Source organism: Methylobacterium sp. Leaf456, from assembly GCF_001425465.1.
GTDB lineage: Bacteria > Pseudomonadota > Alphaproteobacteria > Rhizobiales > Beijerinckiaceae > Methylobacterium.
The window spans coordinates 151278-172002 of record NZ_LMQV01000001.1 but is presented as its reverse complement, the minus strand read 5'-3'; the positions used below and the strand labels follow the sequence as shown (position 1 = coordinate 172002).

Here is a 20725-nt window from a genome sequence, read left to right as displayed (position 1 = left end):
AAGCGGGTGTCATGCGCTACGGAACCATCAAGAAGGTCCTCGTCACGGGCGGGGCGGGCTTTCTCGGCTCGCACCTGTGCGAGCGGCTGATCGCGCAGGGCCACGAGGTTCTGTGCGTCGACAACTTCTTCACCGGCGCGCGCCGCAACGTCGCCCACCTGCTCGACCACCCGTCCTTCGAGCTGATGCGCCACGACGTGACGTTCCCGCTCTACGTCGAGGTGGACGAGATCTACAATCTCGCCTGCCCGGCCTCGCCGGTGCATTACCAGTTCGATCCGGTGCAGACGACCAAGACCTCCGTCCACGGCGCGATCAACGTGCTGGGGCTGGCCAAGCGCGTGAAGGCCACCGTGCTCCAGGCCTCGACCTCGGAGGTCTACGGCGACCCCGAGGTGCATCCGCAGGCGGAGGAATATTGGGGCCGGGTCAACCCGATCGGGTTCCGCTCCTGCTACGACGAGGGCAAGCGCTGCGCCGAGACGCTGTTCTTCGACTACCACCGCCAGCACAAGGTGCCGATCAAGGTGGTGCGCATCTTCAACACCTACGGGCCGCGCATGCACCCCAACGACGGGCGCGTGGTCTCGAACCTGATCGTCCAGGCCTTGAAGGGCGAGGACATCACCCTCTACGGCGACGGCCAGCAGACCCGCTCGTTCTGCTACGTCGATGACCTGATCGAGGCGATGATGCGGATGATGGGCACCGCCCCCGAGGTGACCGGGCCGATCAACATCGGCAATCCCGGCGAGTTCACGATCCGGGAACTGGCCGAGGCCGTGATCGACCTCACCGGCTCGAAGTCGAAGCTCGTCCACCGGCCGCTGCCGCCGGACGATCCGCGCCAGCGCCGGCCCGACATCACCAAGGCCCAGTCCGTGCTGGGCTGGGAGCCGACGATCGCGCTGCGCGAGGGCCTGACCAAAACGATCGGGTATTTCGACGCCTACCTCGCTTCCGAGCCGAAGGAGGGCTGAGGCCGCCGGTCCATCCAACCCACCCCCCTCATCCTGAGGTGCCGGAGCGCAGCGGAGGCCTCGAAGGAGGGCTCCAGCCGGCCGCGCGATCCCTGGAGCCCTCCTTCGAGGCCGCTGACGCGGCACCTCAGGATGAGGGGGGTTGGGTGGGAGTGAGCGACCGACGCGGCCCGCGACCGAAGGCCGTTTGACCCGGCCCCCTCGCTTGAATTATGAATTCAAAAAGGCCGGCAGCGGCCGGCGAGAGGGGAGGCCCGGTTGGGCGCGAGCGCGAAACCGGCGGCGAGTCCGCGGGCGGCAGTCCGCAATGCGGCGGGGCTGCCCCGCAAGCTCGCGGAGGTGCTGCGGGGCGAGGCGCGCTTCGACGCCTTCACCCGCGGGCGCTACGCGACCGACGCCTCGATCTACCAGATCATGCCGGCGGGCGTGGTCTTTCCCAAAAGCGCCGAGGACATCGCCGCGACCCTGAAGGTCGCGGCCGACCACGATCTGCCGGTGATCCTGCGCGGCGGCGGCACCTCGCAGAACGGCCAGCCGATCGGCTCCGGCCTCGTCGTCGATTGCTCGCGCCACTTCAACGCCGTGAAGGACTACGACGCGCAAGCCGGCACGGTCACGGTCGAGCCCGGCCACGTGCTGGAGCGGCTGAACGCGCGGCTCAAGGCCGACGGCTGGTTCTTCCCCGTCGAGCCCTCGACCGCGACCCGCTGCACCATCGGCGGCATGGCCGGCAACAATTCCTGCGGCGCCCGCTCGCTGCGCTACGGCAAGATGAGCGACAACGTTCTCGCCATCGAGGCTTTGTTCCACGACGGCGGCACCTTCGGCTTCGGGCTCACCGGCAACGAGATTCAGGCGGTGACGGGCGGCGCGCGGGCGGACGACCTCGCCCGCAGGATGCTCGCCCTTGCCGAAGCCCATCGCGACGAAATCACAAAAAGATATCCGAGGGTGCAGCGGCGGGTGGGCGGCTACAACCTCGACTCGCTGATCGAGCCGCGGCCGAACCTCGCCCATCTCCTCGTCGGCTCCGAGGGGACGCTCGCCGCCACCACGTCGGTGACGCTGAAGCTCTCGCGGCTGCCGGCTCACCGGGCCATGGGCGTGTGCCACTTCCCCTCGTTCCGCGCCGCGATGGAGACGACGCGCCACATCGTCGATCTCGATCCCGTGGCGGTCGAACTCGTCGACAACAACGTGCTGGTGCTCGGCGCCGACATCCCGCTGTTCCGCACCACGCTCGCCGACATCACCAAGGGCCAGCCGAACTGCCTGCTGCTCGCCGAGTTCGCGGGCGACGACCTTGCTGCCCTCAAGCGCGACCTGAAGCGGCTCGACCAGTGCATGGCCGATCACGGCTTCCCCGACGCCGTGGTCGAGGTGGTCGAGCCCAACCGCCAGAAGGCGGTGTGGGAGGTGCGCGAGGCCTGCCTCAACATCATGATGTCGATGAAGGGCGACCGGAAGCCGGTCTCGTTCATCGAGGATTGCGCCGTCCCGCTGGAGCATCTGGCCGACTACACCGACGCCGTCACCGAGGTGTTCTCGCGGCACGGCACCCGCGGCACGTGGTACGCCCACGCCTCCGTCGGCTGCCTGCACGTGCGCCCGATCCTCAACATGAAGGATGGAGGCGACGTGGCGACCATGCGCGCCATCGCCGAGGAGACGGCCGAACTGGTGCGCCGCCACAAGGGCTCGTATTCGGGCGAGCACGGCGACGGCATCTCGCGCTCGGAATTCGTCGAGCCGCTGTTCGGCGCGAAACTCACCCGCGCCTTCGAGGCGGTGAAGGACGATTTCGACCCCGACAACCGCCTGAACCCCAACAAGATCGTCCGTCCGCTCAAGATGGACGACCGGAGCCTGATGCGCTTCGGCCCCGGCTACGCGGTGACCGAGCCGGCGAAGACGGCGCTCGACTGGTCCGACTGGGGCGGGTTCGGCCCGGCGGTCGAGATGTGCAACAACAACGGCACCTGCCGGAAGCTCGCGGGTGGCGCCATGTGCCCGTCCTACCGCGCGACGAAGGACGAGCAGCACCTCACGCGGGGTCGGGCCAATTCCCTGCGCCTCGCCATCTCGGGCCAGCTCGGCCAGGACGCGTTCCTGAGCCCTGAGATGAAGCGCACGATGGACCTGTGTGTCTCCTGCAAGGCCTGCCGCCGGGAATGCCCGACCGGCGTCGACATGGCCAAGATGAAGGTCGAGTTCCTGCACCATTACCACGCCCGGCACGGGCTGCCGCTGCGCGAGCGGCTGGTGGCCGAGATGCCGCGCTACGCCGGGCTCGCCGCCGCGCTGGCGCCCTTGCTCAACCTGCGTAACCGCTACGCCCCGCTCGCGAAGTTCGGCGAAGAGAAACTCGGCTTCTCGGCCCGGCGCTCGCTGCCGGCGTGGCGCCGGCCCTGGCGCGAGGCGGGCGAGCCGGCCCACCCGTCCGACGTGACGGGTGACTTCCGCGACATCGTCCTGTTCGGCGACACCTTCAACCGCGCGTTCGAGCGCGAGAACCTGGAGGCCGCCGAGCGGGTCCTGAGCGCGGCGGGCTACCGCCTGCACCGCGTGCTGGCCCATTCCGGCCGGCGCCCGCTCTGCTGCGGCCGCACCTGGCTCGCCTCCGGCCAGACCGACCGGGCGCGGGAAGAGGCGCGCCGGACGCTGGACGCGCTCCTGCCCTTCGTGCGGGCCGGCGCGCGGGTGGTCGGGCTGGAGCCCTCCTGCCTCCTCACCTTCCGTGACGAATTCTTGTCACTCCTGCCGGGGGAGGAGGCGAAGACGCTGGCGCAGAGCGCGCTGCTGTTCGAGGAACTGCTCGCCGCCGACCTCGCGGCGGGTCGCATTGCCCTGCCGATGAAGGACCAGGGCGGTCGCGTCGCGCATCTCCACGGCCACTGCCACCAGAAGAGTTTCGGGGCGATGGGCTCCGTCGAGACGGTGTTGCGCCACGTGCCGGGACTCGACGTGCGGGTGATCGAGTCGAGCTGCTGCGGCATGGCCGGGGCGTTCGGCTACCGCGCCGACACCATCGACGTGTCCTTCGCCATGGCCGAACTCTCGCTGTTCCCGGCCCTCCGCAAGGCCGCGCCCGACGACCTCGTCGTCGCCGACGGCACCAGCTGCCGCCATCAGATCCATGACGGACTGAAGCGCGAGGCGATCCACGTGGCGCGCGTGCTCGACGCGGCCCTCGCCTGATCCTCGACCCGACCCCGCGGCCCTGCGGCGCGGGGTCGGAACACCCTCTCCCGTCTCCGGTTGTCGCGGCATTCCATCAAGGACCTGCGATGACCGATCCACTCACAAAATACCCGCGTCCGCCCTTCCCCGAGCAGCCCCAGAGTTTTCCGGGCAAGACGTCGAAGATGCAGCCCGAGCCGGACCACGGCGAGGAAAGCTACCGGGGCGCGGGCAAGCTCGACGGCAAGGCGGCGTTGATCACCGGCGGCGACAGCGGCATCGGCCGGGCGGTCGCCATCGCCTATGCCCGCGAGGGCGCGGACGTGGCCATCGCCTACCTGCCCGAGGAACAGGCGGACGCCGAGGCGGTGGGCCAGTGGATCGAGAAGGCCGGCCGGCGCGCCCTGCTGCTGCCGGGCGACATCAAGGAGGCCGCCTTCGCCCGCGCGATCGTGGAGCGCACGGCCGAAGCGTTCGGCCGCCTCGACGTGCTGGTGAACAACGCCGCCTTCCAGGAGCCGAACCAGGGGCTCGACGCGCTCGACGACGCGGTGTTCGAAAAACACTTCCGCACCAACGTGTTCGGCGCGTTCTACGCCACCAAGGCGGCTCTGGCGCATCTGCCGCCGGGAGGCAGCGTGATCTTCACCTCCTCGGTGAACTCCAAGCACCCGATGCCGACCCTGATGGCCTACAGCGCCACCAAGGGCGCGCTCAGCAACATGGTGCTGAGCCTGTCCCAGTTGCTCGCCGAGAAGGGCATCCGCGTGAACGGCGTGCTGCCGGGCCCGATCTGGACGCCGTTCATCCCCTCCGGGATGAGCCAGGACGCGGTGAAGACCTTTGGGAGCCAAGTCCCCTTCAACCGCCCCGGCCAGCCGGCGGAGTTGGCGTCCGCCTACGTCATGCTGGCCGCCGAAGAGAGCAGCTACACCTCCGGCGCACTGATCACGGTCGCAGGCGCCATGCCGGTGCTCTGAGAAAGTCCGGGATTCCAAAGGACGAGTCCTTTGGTGGGGTGCCGGGGCAAGGCCCCGGCGTCTTCCCAGGGCTCTGCCCTGGACCCGCGAAAGGACTAAGTCCTTTCGAAACCTTCGACTTTTTCAGTCCTTCGGCCAGCGGCTCTGGAGGGTGGCGAGCATCTCCACCGCATCCTGCGAGATGCCGGCCTCGCGGGCGGCCTTGAGGGCGGGGTCCTCCGGCTGCGGCTCGGCGGGCCTCGTCTCGAACTGGCGGCGGTGGGCGTGGTCGAGGATGTCGGCGATGCGGCCGCCGACCGCGACCGCGATTGTCGTCGAATCCGGCCCCTCCGAGCGGTGGACGTGCATCCGCTCCAAAGCCTCGGCGATCTGGCGCTCGAACGCCTGGAACAGCTCGCTCGCCGCCCGCGGGTTCATCCGCATCAGCGCTGCGGCCGCCGCGCCGTAGGTCTCCTTGAGCATGTAGAACGTCAGCCGTTCCACCGCCCGGTCGTCCTCGTCCGTCGGCTTGTCCGCCATCCCGCCTGTCCCGTGTCCTCGTCCGGCTCCGTCGTAACCCTTACGCGAGGCCGTCCTATCCCGCCCGATCGCTTCGGTGGGAGAAAGTGGAAACAGTTTCGATCACTCAAGGGTTGCGGCGGGCCGTCCGGCATCGCCCGGAGCGGGCGGCGACCCCGCCGCTCGCTGGGGGAGCGGCGGGGCGTGTCGTGTTCCGCACGACGGAGCCGATACGCAACGCGGCTCGACGGGGACCATGCCCGGTTCCGGTTAGCCTGCCCTCAAGGGCCCGTTTCCGGCGCGGTCCCGGAATGGGATCGCCTCACCCCGGCTCCCCGGCGGGCCGCGCAAACACGAGCCGCTGGTAGACGAGGCCGATGCCGATGAGGCAGGCGCCGAGCCCGAGGAAGGACAGGGCCCGCAACGGGCCCTCCAGCCCGGCGAGATCGAACAGGAACGCCTTGAGCGTCGCCAGCCCGACCAGCACGGCCGAGGCGAGGCGGGCGAGCGTCGAGCCGCGCCGGATGCCGTCGGCGAGCGCCAGCAGGCCCAGCACCAGCCACGCCGCCGAATAGGCGTACCATTCGGGCTGCCCCGTCTCCCGGTCGAGGCCGATCCGCTCGCCCTGGAAGCCGTGGCGCACCGCGAGGCAGGTGCCGAGGAAGGCAAGGCCGAGGCCGAGAAGCCCCGCGACCCGCACGAACCAGACCGGGCGGCGCCCCTGCGCGGCCCGCGCCAGGGCGAGCGCGGCGAGCGCAGGCGCGCCGTAGGCCAGCACGATGTCGTTGAAGACGAGGCCGCCCGCCACCGGCTCGTCGGTGAGCGCCGGGTTGGCCGCCAACCCCAGGCCGAGCGCGCCTTGCAGCAGGGCGAGCGCGGCGAAGGCGAGGCCACCGAACCGGATCACCGGCGAGGCGGCCGCTCCCGAGACGCGCCCCAGCACCAGGGAGAATCCGAGGGCGGAGAGCGTCGTCAGCCCCTGCTCGACGAGGCTGGTGTCGGGGGCCGTGAGGTCGCCGCCGTGCAGCGCGTGGCGGATCTGGAGGAACACGAGCAGGCCGGCGAGCACGAGACTCACCGCCTGCGTCACCTGTTCCGGGACATCCGGGGCGCCGCGGCGGATCACCCATGCGGCGAGGCCGAGGCACAGGGCCGGCAGGCCGTAGGCGATGAGGAGCCCGTTGAGGATCGGCGTCCCCGACAGGCCGGGGCCGGTCAGCAGCGGGTCCCAGGCGAGCCGGGCCGCCACCAGGGCCGCGAGACCGGCGACGCACCAGCGGAGCGCCGGGATGTCGAGGCGCCGGGCGATCAGCCCGGTGGCGAGCGCCGCGCCCGCGAGCGCCGGCGTCAGCGAGCCGCCCGACAGCGCGAAGACGAGGCCGAGGCAGAGCGCTGCCACCGCGGCGGACGCGAAGGCGCCGAGCCCGAGGGTGAGGGCCGGGGAGGGCGTGCCCTCGCCCTGGCGGCGGAAGGCGGCGGCCAACCCGCAGAACAGGGCGGCCAGCGCACCCGCGACGGCGGCGAAGCCCGGCGCGACCCCGCCGTCGGAGAGGCGCAGATACGCGAGTCCCAGGGCGGCGAGCGGCCCCGAACCGGCGCCCGCCGCATAGGCGAGGGCGGTGGCGTAGGGCAGGCGGCTGCCGCCAAGGAGGCGCAGCGTGCCGGCGCCCGCAACGAGGGCTGCGGCCACAAGAGCGAACCACGGCAGGGCACCAGTTGCATCGACGCCGTGCCACAGGCCGAGCGGGTCGCGCGCGGCCTCGCCCGCCTCCGGCCACACCACGAGGACGCCCGCGAGCGCCAGCGCCGCCACCGGCAGGCCGAGGGCGGCGGGAGCGGCCAGGAAACCGGCGGCGGCGGGGAGCGCCACCGTCGCGAAGGCCGCCGCGATCCAGCCAGCCTGCGCGCCCTCCTCCGCGGTGAGGCCGAGCACCGCGCCGGCGACGAGGGTGAAGGCGGCGAGCGAAGCGGCGGCGAATCGGTCGAGGCGCGCCTCGGGATCGGGCACGCCGCGCCCCGGCAGCATGGCGAGCACCAGGGCCGCGAGCGCGCCTTGCAGCACGAGATGCGCCTGCGCCGGCCCGGCCCCGGCGGCGTGGAGCGCCATCAGCACCGACCACGCCGCCGCCCCGAGCCCGCCCGCGACGGCCAGCGCCCGCCAACCTTTCAGCCACGCGAAGCCGTAGGCGCTGCCGGCCACCACGGGGAGATAAAGCGCGAGCGGCCACACACCCGCCGAGCCGCCGCCGACGAGGAGCGGGGTCGCCATCGCCCCGACGAGGCCGATGCCGGCGAGCGCCGGCCCGTGCAGCAGCGCCGCGGCCATGGCGGCGAGCCCCGTCGCGGCGAGCCCGGAAAACGCCGCGAGCGGCCCGAGGAAGCCGTAGAGGGCGTGCGCCGCGTAGAGCGCGCCGAACAGGGCGACGGTGCCGGCAGAGGTGACGACCGCCGGCACGTCGGGCCAGTTCGGCGGGGTCGGCGCCGTCCCCCGGAGCCGCCTGCGGAGAAACTCGCCCGCGGCGAGCAGCCCGAGCGCCAGCAGCACGGCGCCCGCGACCCGCACGCCCGGCCCGAAAAAGCCCCGTTCGGCCGAGTAGCGCACCAGCAGCGCCGCGCCGAAGGCGAGCGCCAGCCCGCCGACCCAGACGGTCCAGCGGGTGCCGAAGCGTTCTTCGAGGGACGGACGCGGCACGGGCGGCCGTTGGGCCGGGGAGGTGATTTTGGGAGCGGTTTTGGGAGGAGTGACCGCGGGATTCGGGTTCTGCCTTGGAGGAACCGGCACCGCTTCCGGTGAGCGCGGTTCCGGTCTGGGCGCTTCCGGCTGCGGCACCTCCGTCCTCACGGCGGCGGCACCCTCCAGCCGGGCGATTCGGCGCTCCAGCGCGGCGATGCGTCCGCGCTGCCCCAGCGCGACGAGCAGCCCGGCGGGGCCGGCCACCGCCAGGGCGAGCCCGAGGAGAGCGAGGAGAAGAAAGAAGCTGTCGTCCATGGGCCCGGCCGTCCGGTTCGGAAAGCCGGAGCTTAGCGCAGCCGGGGCGCGATGCGGGTGCGGCCCCTCACCGATGGGCCTTCAGCGCACGTAGACGAGATGCAGCCGGCTGCCCTCGCGCTCCACCACGGCGCACGGCCGGTCGATCGCCAGCGAGGCGATCGAGAGATGGACGGTGTCGGGCACGACCGCCGCCGGATCGACTTCGACATCGACCCCGTCGGGCGAAGCATCCCAGATCAGGCACCCAATCGATCCTGCGCTGCCGCTGGATGAAATCAGTCCTACCTTGAAGGCGTCTTGGAGAAACAAATCACGGCCCGTATCCAACATTGTTTAACTCCGCGACCGCAGCGGTTTCGAGAATTAACTCTACGGTTACTCTCTTCCAAAATCACGCAGGAAATTTTCCATCGGCCGGCAAAAAATCTGTTGCACGGCGCGTCAAATCATGGGTGCGCAAGCGACGTTTCTTATTCGTTCCGTATCAAATCTTTCGGTTGCAAGAGGGTCGAAGTGAGCGCTACGGTTTCCTGCGCGCCGGTCGGCGCGGGCTCATCCACGGCGAAGGTGGGCCTGCCGGCCCGCGACGGCTTGACCGGCAGCAAGCGCCGCCCCACGATCCGCCCCGCGCGAAGAAGGTTTTAGAGGCGTGGCGACAGGCCGGTTGGCGAGCATCCCGTTCTTCAAGGAGCCGGGTGTCGATCTCACTCCCTACGAGACGCGCTGCCATTGGCGGCGCTTCGACGAGAACGAGACGCTCGTCGATTACGACGACATCTCGACCGACGTGTATTTCCTCGCCACCGGCGAGGTGCGCATCCTCAACCGCTCGCAATCCGGCAAGGAAGTGATCCTCGGCGAGATGCGCGCGGGCGCCTTCTTCGGCGAACTCGCCGCGCTGGACGGGATCGGCCGCTCGGCCAACGTCACGGCGCTGACCCGCGGCGAGGTCTGCGTGGTCCCGGCCACCGTGTTTCGCCAGATCGTGTTCGCCTCCGAATCCATCGCCGACCGGTTGTTCCGCCTGCTCGCCAAGCGCGTGCGCGAGCTGAACACGCGGCTGATGGAGCACGCGCTGCTCGACCTGCGCCACCGCCTCTACGCCGAACTCCTGCGCCTCTCGGTGCCGCGGGCGGGACAAAATCCCGAACATTCGGGCGAGCGGGTGGTGACGCCGCCGCCCTACCACCACGTGCTCGCCGCCCGCATCGGCTGCCGCCGCGAGCAGGTGACCCGCGAGTTCACCGTGATGGCCGGCGAGGGCCTGATCGACCGCACCCGCGGCGCCCTCGTGATCCGCCGCCCCGACCTGCTGGAAGCGCGGGTGCAGGAGGCGCTGCGGGAAGACGCGTGATAGGGATGAGCCAGGTCCTTTCGAGCCCCTGACCGATCGCCTTGCACGCGCCCCTTCCCCCCTCCGCCCCGCTGCTCAGCCTGGAGCGGATCACCAAACGCTTCGGCCCCCACACGGCCGTCGATGGCGTCTCCCTCGATCTCGCAGCCGGAGAGGTGTTTTGCCTGCTCGGCCCTTCCGGCTGCGGCAAGAGCACCCTGCTGCGGCTGGTGGCCGGGTTCGAGGCTCCGGATGCGGGCGCGATCCGGCTCGACGGGGCGGACCTGACCGCGCTGCCGCCGCACCGGCGACCGGTCAACATGATGTTCCAGTCCTACGCGCTGTTTCCGCATATGAGCGTGGCCGCCAATGTCGGCTACGGCCTGAAGGGCTTGAGTCTGAGCCGGCGGCAGGCGGCCGAGCGGGTCGAAAACCTCATGAAGCTCGTGCGGCTCGAAGGCTTCGAGGCGCGCAACCCGGACAAGCTGTCGGGCGGGCAGCGGCAGCGGGTGGCGCTCGCCCGCGCGCTGGCGCGGGAGCCCAAGCTGCTGCTGCTCGACGAGCCGCTCGGCGCCCTCGACCGCACCTTGCGCGAGGAGACCCAAGGCGAGTTGCGGGCGATCCAGCGGCGGCTCGGCACCGGCTTCGTCGTCGTCACCCACGATCCCGCGGAGGCGATGGCGCTCGCCGACCGCATCGGCGTGATAGAACGTGGGCGCCTCGTGCAGGTCGGCCCGGCACGCGACCTCTACGAGCGCCCGGCGAACCGCTTCGTCGCCGGCCTGCTCGGCGACGTCAACCTGATCGAGGGCCGGCTCGGGCCGGACGAGCCCGGCGGCCTGCGCACCGTCGAGACCGCGCTCGGGCCGATCCGCGCGAGCGGGGAGGGCGCGGCGGGCGCCGCCGTGGTGGTCGCGGTGCGGCCCGAGCGGCTAGGCCTCGGCGGGGCGGGCGGCCTGCCCGGCACGCTCCTCGAACAGACCTTCCTCGGCGACCGCATCCGCTCGCGGATCGCCATGGCCGACGGCTCGGTGCTGCGCGCCTCCGCGGCTTTGCCGATGACGGAGCCGATGCCGAATGTCGGCGCGGCCGTCACCGTGGCGATCCCGGCGGACGCCGCGCGGGTGCTGCCGGCATGAGCGGGCGCTTCGCCCGCCTCTTGGTGCGCGGGCTGCCGCTCGTGTGGCTGGTGCTGTTCTTCCTCGTGCCCTTCGCGGTGACGCTGAAGATCAGCTTCTCCTCCCCCGCCACCGCCCAGCCGCCCTACCTGCCGGTCATCGATTGGCAGGGCGGGCTGGAGGGCTGGCGCGAGTTCCTGGAGGCGCTCGACTTCCAGAACTACCGGATGATCGTGGAGGACGCGCTCTACCGCGACGCCGCCCTGTCCTCGCTCGGCTATGCCGGCCTCGCCACCGCGATCCTGGCGCTGATCGGCACGCCGACCGCCTACGCCATGGCCCGCGCCTCCGCCCGCTGGCAGCCGATCCTCGTGGCGCTCGTGATCGTGCCGTTCTGGACGAGTTTTCTGATCCGGGTCTACGCCTGGATCGCGATCCTCAAGCCCGAGGGGCTGCTCAACGGCGCCTTGACGAAGCTCGGGCTGATCGCGAGCCCTCTGCCGATCCTCGACTCCCCCACCGGCGTGCTGGTCGGCCTGACCTACGCCTACCTCCCCTTCATGGTGCTGCCGCTCTACGCGGTGATGAGCCGGCTCGACCCGACGCTGCTCGAGGCCGCCGCCGACCTGGGGGCCGGGCGCATGCGGGCCTTCTTCACGCTCACCCTGCCCCTCGCCCTGCCGGGGCTGGCGGCCGGCGCGCTGCTCTGCTTCATCCCGATGGTCGGCGAGTTCATCATCCCCGACCTGCTCGGCGGCTCGGACACGCTGATGCTCGGGCGCGTCCTGTGGAGCGAATTCTTTTCGAACCGCGATTGGCCGCTCGCCTCGGCGGTCGCGGTGCTGCTCCTGATCCTGATCGTCGGCCCCGTGGTGCTTTTTCGCGAGGCGGAGATGCGCCGCGAAGAGGCCGCCGAGGGGAGGGGGCGATGAGCGCCTTCGCCCGCACCGCGCTCGGCCTCGCGCTCGTCTTCCTCTACGCGCCGATCCTCGTGCTCGTGGTCTATTCCTTCAACGATTCGAAGCTCGTCACCGTCTGGGGCGGGTTCTCGACCCGCTGGTACGCGGTGCTGTTCGCCGACGGGCCGCTGATCGCCGCGGCGCTGGTCTCGCTCAAGGTAGCGCTGCTCTCGGCCGCCATCGCGGGCGTGCTCGGGACGCTGGCCGCGCTCGCGCTGGACCGGCACGGGCGCTTCCGCGGGCGCGGCGCCTATACCGGCCTGCTCTACGCCCCGATGGTGATGCCGGAAGTCATCACCGGACTGTCGCTGCTGCTGCTCTTCGTCGGCATCGGCCTGGATCGGGGCATCGCCACCATCGTGATCGCGCACGCCACCTTCGCCACCGGCTTCGTCGCTGTGGTGGTGGGCGCCCGCCTCAAGGGCCTCGACCGCTCGCTGGAGGAGGCGGCAGCCGACCTCGGCGCCTCGCCGGCCAGGGTGTTCTTCGGCATCACCCTGCCGCTGATCGCACCCTCGGTGGCGGCGGGGTTCCTGCTCGCCTTCACCCTGTCGCTCGACGACCTCGTGATCGCGAGCTTCGTCTCCGGCCCCGGCGCCACCACCCTGCCGATGCGGCTCTACAGTCAGGTCCGGCTCGGGGTGAACCCGGAGATCAACGCCGCCTCGACCCTGATGATCGCAACCGTGGGGCTGGTGGTGCTGGCGGCGTCGTGGCTCACCGCGCGGCGGGGGCAGGGGGCGTAGGGGGGCCCTTTTCTCACGGAGGCCGCGATCGGATCGGATAGGCCGTCACCAGCATCCGCAGGACATCGACGATCGCCCTGTGCCAGATCGACCGGACGATCGGATCGGCCCCGTCGGGCGTCGAAAGCGGCCCCTCGAACACGCTCTTCACGCCGAAGGGGCCGGCCGTCTCCGAGACGAGATGCCGGGACCGGCCATGATCGAGCAGAGCCTCGACGAAGGCCCCCGGCGCAGCGGGGTCGAAGCCGCGCGCGATGAAGAACCGCGCCTTCGCCCCGCCTTCCGCGTGATCGACGTTCAGGAGGTAGCGACCGATCTTGTCGTCGGCGATGGCTAGATCCGGTTGCCGGTCATCCGCCACGCCGTCGTCTCAGGCGGCCCGGAGAAGGTCGGCCGATACGGTGCAGTTGCCCACGACGGGGGCGGCGAACTCGACCTCGTAGGCCTCGCCGCGACCGTACACGGCGACGATCGTGCCGCGGGCGCCGGCCGGCACCGGCTGGCCGTCATCCGTCGTCAGGGTGCACAGGGTCTCGACCACGCTCAATTCCGGAAGGAGAGCCTGCGTCTCGTCGGGATTGCGAGCCCGGTGCAGCGTGACGAACGACATTTCGGGAGTCTACGCCGCGCCGGAGATTCGGCAAGCCACCCTACCCCGGCGGCGCCAACACCTGCGCGCGCCGGGCCTCAAGCGTCTGCCAGACGAGCAGCGCGGGCAGGCCGAGGACGACGTCGGGGACGCGCTTGGCCAGCGACAGGGCGATGGCGATGCCGGCATCCAGCCCGAACAGGGCGCCGACGAAGACGAAGCCGCCCTCCTGCACCCCGAGCCCGCTCGGCACAGGGAAGGCGGCCGACTTGATGGCCTGGGAAAGCGATTCCAGCACCAAGACCTCGGTCAGGCTCGCCTCGACGCCGATGCAGGCGAGCACGATCCAGATCTCGGCGGCGCCCAGCAGCCAGCCCGCGGCGTGGAGCAGCGTCGCCTGGGCGAGCGGCCCGCGGCGGTCGCGCCCCCAGACCGCGTCGAGGGCGTCGCGGACGGAAGGGCCCGCGGCGGCGTCCGGCTCGGAGGCGCCGAGGACGCGGCGCAGGAGGCCGGAGAGCCGCCGCTCCAGGCCGCGGGCGGAGCCGAGCCGCTGCAAGGCGAAGAAGGCCGCCACCGCCGCGACCGCGACGGCCGCGACCTCCACGGTCCAGCGGGCCAGCGCCGCGGCGGCCTCACCGGGCAGGCGCCACAGCAGGCCGGCGCCGAGCACCGTGAAGGCCACCTGCGTGGCGACCTGGATCAGCATGTCGGCGAGCAGCGAGGCCGCCGCGAAGCTGCCGACCACGCCCCAGAAGGTGAGCAGGCGCCCGCCCACCACCTCGCCGCCGACCGAGGCGACGGGCAACAGCACGTTCACCCCCTCGCGCACGAAGCGCAGGATCACGAAGGCGCCGGTCTCGATCCTGCCCCGGCCCGGCGCGGCGGCCGCGACGCCGGCGAGCAGGCGGGCCCAGGCGAGCCCGCACAAGAGGATGATGAGCGCGCGGACCACGACGAGGCCGGCGAGCCCCAGCGCACCGATGCGCCCGAACGCGTCGCCGATCGCGGTCAGGTCGTTGGTGGCCACGAGCCACGTGCCGAGCGCCAGCCCGGCCAGCGTCCCGAGGAGCGGCAGGCGGCGCATCAGGCCCCGCAGCAGGCGGCGCGGCGCGGAGGCGGGGTCAGCCATCGGCGTCGGGCGCGGGCGGTAAGGCGGGCGTGTCGAGCGAGAGGGAGGCGGCCGAGAGCGCGTCGAGGCAAGGCGCGAGCAGCACGACGCGGCCCCGCGCCAGGGAGGCCGGCGTCGCCACCGCGAGCAGGCGCTTGGGGCAGGGGCCGAGGCAGCCGGTCTCGATGATCTTCACTTTACGACCCTTCGCACGCGCCTCGCCCTCGGGCCGGGCGGCGGCGCGCTTGAGGGCGCGGCCGAGCCGCTTGCGGTCCACGCCCTGGCGCTTGGCGCACTTGCCGCAGACCAGCACGACCTCCGCGAAGCCGGCCTTCGCCGTGCGGGGCCCCATTGCGTGGGCCGGGCCGTCCGGTTGCTGACGCCGTCCCAATCGCCCCTCCGCTCCCGTCGCGTCCCGCGCTGCTTCTCGCGCATCTGCCGTTGCAGAGCGAGGGCGGCCTATCGCAGCCGTCGCCCCGCGCGGCAATCCCGGCGGATCGCCGCGCCTTAAGCCGCGCCTTAAAAAGGGCCGAAAAGAACGTGACCTCAGCCGTGGCCGCGAGCGCCCGCCCGGCGCTTCGCAGCCGGGTGCGACAGGTCGCCGGCGGCAGGTCGGCACAGGGCCGGCCGACGGCCGGCGGCGGTTTCCCCGCGAGGATGTCCCTTCGATGAGTTCGGACGAGATCAAGCAGGAGACGAAGGTCCGGTCGAGCCCGAGCGTCAAGTCGCTCATGGACCTCGCCCGCCGCTCCGTGCCGGATCTGCGGCGCAACGCCGAGACGCTCGAGCCCGTACCCGCGGGCCGGCGCGGCGCCCTGGCGGCGCGGATGCGCCGGACCCTGAACTGGACCCGCCTGCCCGGCCTCCGGCGCCGGGGGGAGGAGGAGGAAGCGCGTCCGCAGCCGCGGATGCTGGTGCGGCTGATCCGCAGCTACTGCCTGTTCGTGCTGGTGCCGACGGCGGCGGTGGGATTCTACGTCTTCGCGCTCGCCACGCCGCAATACGTCACCGAATCGCAGTTCGCGGTGCGCGGCGACATCGAGCCGATGACGACCACCTCGCTCGGCATGTACCAGGACCTGATCCAGAAGCATAACAGCCAGGACAGCTTCATCCTGCGCGACTACATCAAGAGTCGCCCGCTGGTGGAGTCGGTCGATGCCAAGCTCGGCCTGGAGAAGATGTTCTCGGGCGACGGGATCGATTTCTGGGCGCGCTACAACGCCGATCAGCCGGTCGAGCGGCTGGTCCGCCACTGGCGCAACCACGTCACGCCGCAGATCGACGTCGTCTCCGGCGTGATCCGGCTGACCGTACGGGCCTTCTCGCCCCAGGACGCGGTGGCGATCTCCAAGGAGGTGATCGCCCAGTCCGAGACCCTGATCAACACGATCTCCCGCCGCGCCCAGCAGGACATGCTGGTCCAGGCGCAGAAGGAGGTCGACAAGGCGGTCGAGCGGCTCAAGCGCGCCCGCATGGCGCTGCAGGAGTTCCGCAACCGCTGGGGCATCATCGATCCGGTGCAGTCGGCCCAGGCGACGGTCACCACCATCGAACTCTTGCGCAAGGACAAGATCAAGGCCGAGAACGACCTGCGCGTCCTGCGCGATTCCAAGCTCGACGAGCGGACCCGCGGCATCCAGGTGCTCGTCGCCACCGTCGCGGCCATCGACGGCCAGATGAAGGACCTGCAGAACCGCCTCACCACCGACGGCCTCGTCACCGACGCCTCGCACAACCTCACCCAGGCCCTGCTCGAATACGAGGGCCTGATGGTCGAGCAGACGATCGCCGAGAAGCTGCACGCGTCGATGAACATGATCCTCGACCGCGCCCGCGTCGCCGCCTCGAAGCAGCAGATCTATCTCGCGACCTTCGTCGAGCCCCTGCTGCCGAGCTACTCGGCCTATCCGGCCCCGTTCCACGCCGTCGCCGTGGCGGCGTTCCTATTCACGATGTTCTGGAGTGCGGTCTCCCTGATCCGGTCCGCCGTCGTCGATAATAGGTTGTAATTGCTTGGCCTCAGGCGCCGGCGGCGGCATCCGCGGCCATAGGCTTTTGCTCCGCTCGACGCCTCGGCGTAGCCGAGGCCGCTGCGCGGGGCGCTCTTCGCGCCCGGTTATACGGTGCTGCCGCACGATCGGGCGATGGCCACGGCTTTGGGGCCTCGCCCCTTGATCGGGTCGCCGCCGCGGGCGATGTCCCTCCCCTTGCGGAGCGGCCCCGGTCGTCGCCGGAACGTGTCACAGGAGCAGGCCCCATGGCGGATTTCTCGGATCTCGTCGCCCGCGCGGTGAGCCCGGCGATGAGCCGGGAAGAGCGCGAGGAGGTCTACCACGTGGTGCGGGCGGCGGTGCAGCGGCTGCAGGAGCGCGAGGGGCTCGCGGCCGACGATCCGGGCATCCTGCTGCAGCGCCACCTGATCGAGGAGACGATCCGGGACGTCGAGTTCGACATCACCCGCTTCCAGACCCTGCGCAAGATCGCCGAGGCCAAGGCCGCCCAGGACGCCGAGGCCGCGCGGCTCTCCGGGCGGCGGCGCTGACCGGGTGAGCCCGCTGGACGAACCCGCTCCGCCCCCCACATCACGGCCCCGACCCCTTCCGCACAGCCCGACGAGGCCCCCGATGCAGGCCGATTCCCCCGAGACGCCGCCTTCCGCGCCCCCCGTCCTCGACGACGCCACCCTCGCCTTCGCGGCTCGCGTCTTCCAATACGCCCGGATGGGGCATGCCGAGGAGTTGGCCGGGTTGTTCGCGCAGGGGCTGCCGGCCAACCTGCGCAACGACAAGGGCGACAGCCTGCTGATGCTCGCCGCCTATAACGGCCAGACGGAGGCCGCGCGGGTGGTGCTGGAGGCCGGCGGGGACCCCGAACTCGCCAACGACCGCGGCCAGACCCCGCTCGCGGGCGCCGCCTTCAAGGGCGATGCGGGCATCGTCGATCTTCTGCTCGACCGCGGCGCGGCAGTGGACGGCACGGCGGACGGCGCGCGCACGGCGCTGATGCTGGCGGCGATGTTCGACCGCGTCGCCATCGTCGAACGGCTGCTCGCCCGCGGCGCCGACCCGGCCCGCCGCGACGCCTCGGGGATGAACGCCGCGGAGCTGGCCCGGCAGATGGGCGCGCGGGAGACCTCGGCCCTGCTGGAGCGGGCCGCGGACTGACCGCCTCTGCCGTACCGGTGTCGCCCAAACGCCACGCGCAGAGCGCTTTTTCAGTCGAGCAGCAACGTGTGCTTGTGGAACGGCCGATCGTCACCTAGGCCAAGGGCAGAGGTGATGTCACGATGTCCACGACAGTCAGCGATTACACGGCCCTATTATCGGGATCGAGCTGGTGGGGCGACAAGACTGTCGGCAAACCGGTGTTCATCACCTATTCCTTCGAGACCGCAGCCTACGATTATCTCTCGGATCTGGGATTCTCAGTCGAGTTCAAGGACTCGTTCGCGTCGCTGACCCAGATGGAGGAGACGGCCGTCTCGTTCGCCCTGGGAAGTTGGGCGGCGGCCAGCGGGATCGAATTCCTTCTGGTTCCGGCGGGCCAGGGTGACATCCGGTTCGGGCGCTACGACCTCGGCAAGGACCCGGATTCGGCCGACGCCGCGGCCTTCGCCTACGAGCCCTTCACCGCGATCGACCGCGGCGGGTCCTACTCCCTGGCGCCCGGCGGCGACGTATTCCTCGATCTGTCCGTCAACGACTACTCGTTCTACGACGAGATTCACGTGCTGACGCACGAGATCGGCCACGCGCTCGGCCTGAAGCACCCCTTCGAGGGCGACGTCCTGCTCGATCCCACCCTCGACACCGTCGAGAATACGGTCATGAGCTACGGCGACGTGCCCTCGACGTTGCCCAAGCTCGGCGACCTCGACAAGGCGGCGATCGCCTATCTCTACGGCGGCAAGGATACGGGCGGCACGCAGGTCGCCAGCTGGAGCTGGGACGACAAGACCTACACCCTGACCCAGACCGGCGGCGCGGGCGCCGACACGATCCGCGGCGTCTCGACCCGGGACGTGATCCGGGCCGAGGCCGGCGACGACCTCGTGTTCAGCGGCGCCGGCGACGACCGGATCGAGGCCGGGGCGGGCGCGGACGTGGTCTTCGCCGACGACGGCGACGACACCGTCTACGGCGGGACCGGCGACGACATCCTCCATGCCGGAACCGGCAAGGACACGATGCTCGGCGGGGCCGGGGACGACGGGCTCGGCGGGGACGAGGGCAACGACGTCCTGCGGGGCGAGGCCGGCGACGACTTCCTCGCGGGCGGTGCGGGCGACGACCGCCTCGTCGGCGGGGCCGGGGACGACCTGCTCTCGGGCGGGGCGGGCAACGACCTGCTCGACGGCGAGGGCGGCGAGACCCAGGGCGACACCGCCGATTACGGCGACGCGTACCGGGACGTTTCCGTCGATCTAGGCGGCCTCTATGCCACCGGGGCCGAGATCGGCCGCGATACCCTCAAGGGCATCGAGAACGCCGTCGGCGGCAGCGGCTTCGATTCACTGTACGGCGACGCGGCCGCGAACAGCCTCTGGGGCGGGGCCGGCAACGACTGGCTCTGGGGCCATGACGGGGCCGACATCCTCGATGGCGGCGATGGCGACGACAGCCTGGACGGCGGGGCCGGAAACGACCTGCTCCAGGGAGGCGCGGGCCGCGATACGTTCCTCGGCGAGGCCGGGGACGACAAGCTGTCGGGCGGCGCGGGCAAGGACGTGCTCAAGGGCGGCGACGGAGCCGACATCCTCGACGGCGGCGACAGCAACGACCGCCTCTGGGGCGGGGCCGGAAACGACCAGCTCGGGGGAGGCACGGGCGACGACTTGCTCCTCGGCGAGGCCGGGGACGACAGGCTGGTGGGCGGCACGGGCAACGACACGCTCGACGGCGGTCGCGGCGGCGAGACCCAGGGCGACACCGCGGATTACGGCGAGGCGCGCCTGCAGATCCGGGTCGATTTGAACGGCACGCGCGCGACCGTCGGCGGCAAGGTCGTGACCTATCACGCCCTCGGAGACGAGATCGGCCGCGATGCCCTCGTGAACGTGGAGAATGTCGTCGGCGGCCGCGGCGCCGACGTGCTGACCGGCGACGCGACCGCCAACCGCCTCTCGGGCGGGGCCGGCAACGACCTGCTCAAGGGCAACGACGGCGCCGACATCCTCGACGGCGGCGACGGCGGTGACCGGCTCGAAGGCGGGGCCGGCAACGATACGCTTGTCGGCGAGGCCGGCGACGACCGGCTGATCGGCGGCGCGGGCGACGACACGCTCGACGGCGGACGCGGCGGCGAGACCCAGGGCGACACCGCCGACTACGCCGCGGCGGGCCAGCAGGTCCGGGTCGATCTGAACGGCATGAGCACGACCGTCGGCGGCAAGACCGTGATCTACCACGCGACCGGCACCGAGATCGGCCGCGACGTCCTCAAGAACGTCGAGAACGTCGTCGGCGGCAAGGGCGCGGACGTGCTGAAGGGCGACGCCGCCGCCAACCGCCTCTCGGGCGGGGCCGGCAACGACACGCTCGTCGGCGAGGCCGGGGACGACCGGCTGATCGGCGACACGGGCGACGACGTCCTCGACGGCGGACGCGGCGGCGAGACCCAGGGCGACACCGCCGATTACGGCGCGGTGAACGAGAAGCTCCGGATCGACCTGAACGGCATGAGCGCGACCGTCGACGGCAAGACCGTGGTCTACCACGCCACCGGCACCGGATTGGGTCGCGACGTCTTCAAGGGCATCGAGAACGTCGTCGGCGGCAACCGCGCCGACGTCCTGATCGGCGACGCCGCCGCCAACCGCCTCACGGGGGGCGGGGGCGACGACATGATCAAGGGCGGCGCGGGCGCCGACATCCTGAGCGGCGGGATCGGCGCCGACCGCTTCGTGTTCGACACGAAGCTCGGCGCGGGCAACGTCGATCGCATCGCCGACTTCACGGCCGGCACCGACAAGCTCTACCTCGACGACGACGTGTTCACCGCGCTGAAGGCCGGGCGGTTCGCCGAGGGGCAGTTCCATGCCGGCACGAGCGCCCACGACGCCGACGACCGCCTGATCTTCGACGCCAAGACCAAGAGCCTGTTCTACGACGCCGACGGCACCGGCGCGCAGGCCCAGGTCAAGATCGCGGTGCTCGACAAGGTCGCGGTGCTGAGCGCTTCCGACTTCCTGATCGTCGTGTAGGATCGCCCCCGCGGCCCCGGACGCTGAGCGATCCGGG

18 protein-coding genes are annotated in these 20725 nt (G+C 71.3%); 11 read left to right on the top strand and 7 right to left on the bottom strand.

The window, feature by feature from the left end; translation table 11 throughout:
* Positions 1–11 precede the first annotated feature (11 nt).
* The 3 genes from ASG52_RS00825 (at position 12) to ASG52_RS00815 (ending at position 5140) form a co-directional block, all read left to right on the top strand.
* Complete coding sequence (locus tag ASG52_RS00825; RefSeq protein WP_056237682.1) at positions 12–980, top strand: UDP-glucuronic acid decarboxylase family protein; 969 nt, start codon at positions 12–14, stop codon at positions 978–980.
* Positions 981–1238: 258 nt separating this feature from the next.
* Positions 1239–4178 (top strand): FAD-binding and (Fe-S)-binding domain-containing protein, encoded by a 2940-nt coding sequence (locus ASG52_RS00820; RefSeq protein WP_056237680.1) that lies wholly within the window; start codon positions 1239–1241, stop codon positions 4176–4178.
* Positions 4179–4267: 89 nt separating this feature from the next.
* Positions 4268–5140, top strand: coding sequence for an SDR family oxidoreductase (locus tag ASG52_RS00815; RefSeq protein WP_056237676.1), 873 nt, complete (start codon positions 4268–4270; stop codon positions 5138–5140).
* A 123-nt stretch (positions 5141–5263) separates the two neighbouring features.
* Here ASG52_RS00815 and ASG52_RS00810 read toward each other — a convergent pair whose 3' ends face one another.
* The 3 genes from ASG52_RS00810 to ASG52_RS00800 form a co-directional block, all read right to left on the bottom strand.
* Positions 5264–5659, bottom strand: coding sequence for a hypothetical protein (locus tag ASG52_RS00810; RefSeq protein ID WP_056237675.1), 396 nt, complete (start codon positions 5657–5659; stop codon positions 5264–5266).
* Between the two features lie 301 nt (positions 5660–5960).
* On the bottom strand, positions 5961–8627 hold the full coding sequence (locus ASG52_RS00805; RefSeq protein ID WP_056237672.1) for a DUF2339 domain-containing protein: 2667 nt from the start codon (positions 8625–8627) through the stop codon (positions 5961–5963).
* A gap of 81 nt (positions 8628–8708) precedes the next feature.
* On the bottom strand, positions 8709–8939 hold the full coding sequence (locus ASG52_RS00800; RefSeq protein ID WP_286158900.1) for a hypothetical protein: 231 nt from the start codon (positions 8937–8939) through the stop codon (positions 8709–8711).
* A gap of 340 nt (positions 8940–9279) precedes the next feature.
* On the opposite strand from ASG52_RS00800, the gene ASG52_RS00795 reads away from it, so the two are divergent.
* Genes ASG52_RS00795 through ASG52_RS00780 form a run of 4 tightly spaced genes read left to right on the top strand, consistent with a single transcriptional unit; the run spans position 9280 to position 12786 of the window.
* Positions 9280–9984 carry a Crp/Fnr family transcriptional regulator gene (locus tag ASG52_RS00795; protein ID WP_056237667.1) on the top strand — a complete coding sequence of 235 codons (705 nt, stop codon included), beginning with the start codon at positions 9280–9282 and terminating at the stop codon, positions 9982–9984.
* 41 nt (positions 9985–10025) lie between these two features.
* Positions 10026–11102: an ABC transporter ATP-binding protein gene (locus ASG52_RS00790; protein WP_056237659.1), complete on the top strand. Its 1077-nt coding sequence runs from the start codon at positions 10026–10028 to the stop codon at positions 11100–11102.
* Positions 11099–12013 (top strand): ABC transporter permease, encoded by a 915-nt coding sequence (locus ASG52_RS00785; RefSeq protein WP_056237653.1) that lies wholly within the window; start codon positions 11099–11101, stop codon positions 12011–12013. Before ASG52_RS00790 ends, ASG52_RS00785 begins: the two co-directional genes overlap by 4 nt.
* A complete protein-coding gene (locus ASG52_RS00780) occupies positions 12010–12786 on the top strand; it encodes an ABC transporter permease subunit (RefSeq protein WP_056237650.1) in 777 nt (258 codons plus the stop codon). Before ASG52_RS00785 ends, ASG52_RS00780 begins: the two co-directional genes overlap by 4 nt.
* Positions 12787–12799: 13 nt before the next feature.
* On the opposite strand, the gene ASG52_RS00775 is transcribed toward ASG52_RS00780, so the two are convergent.
* The 4 genes from ASG52_RS00775 to ASG52_RS00760 are packed head-to-tail and all read right to left on the bottom strand — an operon-like array spanning position 12800 to position 14835.
* Complete coding sequence (locus tag ASG52_RS00775) at positions 12800–13147, bottom strand: DUF6883 domain-containing protein (RefSeq protein ID WP_200945546.1); 348 nt, start codon at positions 13145–13147, stop codon at positions 12800–12802.
* Positions 13148–13156: 9 nt separating this feature from the next.
* Entirely contained in the window at positions 13157–13396 is a 240-nt protein-coding gene (locus tag ASG52_RS00770) for a DUF4926 domain-containing protein (protein ID WP_056237649.1), read from the bottom strand.
* A 40-nt stretch (positions 13397–13436) separates the two neighbouring features.
* Positions 13437–14504, bottom strand: a complete 1068-nt coding sequence (locus tag ASG52_RS00765) for a lysylphosphatidylglycerol synthase domain-containing protein (protein WP_056237645.1) — start codon at positions 14502–14504, stop codon at positions 13437–13439.
* Positions 14497–14835, bottom strand: coding sequence for a hypothetical protein (locus ASG52_RS00760; protein WP_056237640.1), 339 nt, complete (start codon positions 14833–14835; stop codon positions 14497–14499). Before ASG52_RS00760 ends, ASG52_RS00765 begins: the two co-directional genes overlap by 8 nt.
* Before the next feature lie 316 nt (positions 14836–15151).
* Here ASG52_RS00760 and ASG52_RS00755 point away from each other — a divergent pair, with 316 nt between their 5' ends.
* The 4 genes from ASG52_RS00755 to ASG52_RS00740 all read left to right on the top strand — a co-directional run bounded on the left by ASG52_RS00755 (position 15152) and on the right by ASG52_RS00740 (position 20688).
* Positions 15152–16495, top strand: coding sequence for a KpsE/RkpR family capsule polysaccharide export protein (locus ASG52_RS00755; protein ID WP_056237627.1), 1344 nt, complete (start codon positions 15152–15154; stop codon positions 16493–16495).
* 248 nt (positions 16496–16743) lie between these two features.
* Positions 16744–17028 (top strand): hypothetical protein, encoded by a 285-nt coding sequence (locus tag ASG52_RS00750; RefSeq protein WP_056237625.1) that lies wholly within the window; start codon positions 16744–16746, stop codon positions 17026–17028.
* 82 nt (positions 17029–17110) lie between these two features.
* Entirely contained in the window at positions 17111–17650 is a 540-nt protein-coding gene (locus ASG52_RS00745; RefSeq protein ID WP_056237623.1) for an ankyrin repeat domain-containing protein, read from the top strand.
* Positions 17651–17772: 122 nt separating this feature from the next.
* Positions 17773–20688, top strand: coding sequence for a matrixin family metalloprotease (locus ASG52_RS00740; protein WP_082552281.1), 2916 nt, complete (start codon positions 17773–17775; stop codon positions 20686–20688).
* Positions 20689–20725: the final 37 nt, after the last annotated feature.

Excerpts from the sequence above, each read along its gene's own strand:
- ASG52_RS00825 (WP_056237682.1), top strand. The coding sequence starts at position 12 with ATGCGCTACGGAACCATCAAGAAGGTCCTCGTCACGGGCGGGGCGGGC.
- ASG52_RS00815 (WP_056237676.1), top strand. The coding sequence starts at position 4,268 with ATGACCGATCCACTCACAAAATACCCGCGTCCGCCCTTCCCCGAGCAG.
- ASG52_RS00810 (WP_056237675.1), bottom strand. The coding sequence starts at position 5,659 with ATGGCGGACAAGCCGACGGACGAGGACGACCGGGCGGTGGAACGGCTG.
- ASG52_RS00805 (WP_056237672.1), bottom strand. The coding sequence starts at position 8,627 with ATGGACGACAGCTTCTTTCTTCTCCTCGCTCTCCTCGGGCTCGCCCTG.
- ASG52_RS00785 (WP_056237653.1), top strand. The coding sequence starts at position 11,099 with ATGAGCGGGCGCTTCGCCCGCCTCTTGGTGCGCGGGCTGCCGCTCGTG.
- ASG52_RS00780 (WP_056237650.1), top strand. The coding sequence starts at position 12,010 with ATGAGCGCCTTCGCCCGCACCGCGCTCGGCCTCGCGCTCGTCTTCCTC.
- ASG52_RS00770 (WP_056237649.1), bottom strand. The coding sequence starts at position 13,396 with ATGTCGTTCGTCACGCTGCACCGGGCTCGCAATCCCGACGAGACGCAG.
- ASG52_RS00765 (WP_056237645.1), bottom strand. The coding sequence starts at position 14,504 with ATGGCTGACCCCGCCTCCGCGCCGCGCCGCCTGCTGCGGGGCCTGATG.
- ASG52_RS00760 (WP_056237640.1), bottom strand. The coding sequence starts at position 14,835 with ATGGGGCCCCGCACGGCGAAGGCCGGCTTCGCGGAGGTCGTGCTGGTC.
- ASG52_RS00755 (WP_056237627.1), top strand. The coding sequence starts at position 15,152 with ATGAGTTCGGACGAGATCAAGCAGGAGACGAAGGTCCGGTCGAGCCCG.
- ASG52_RS00750 (WP_056237625.1), top strand. The coding sequence starts at position 16,744 with ATGGCGGATTTCTCGGATCTCGTCGCCCGCGCGGTGAGCCCGGCGATG.
- ASG52_RS00745 (WP_056237623.1), top strand. The coding sequence starts at position 17,111 with ATGCAGGCCGATTCCCCCGAGACGCCGCCTTCCGCGCCCCCCGTCCTC.
- ASG52_RS00740 (WP_082552281.1), top strand. The coding sequence starts at position 17,773 with ATGTCCACGACAGTCAGCGATTACACGGCCCTATTATCGGGATCGAGC.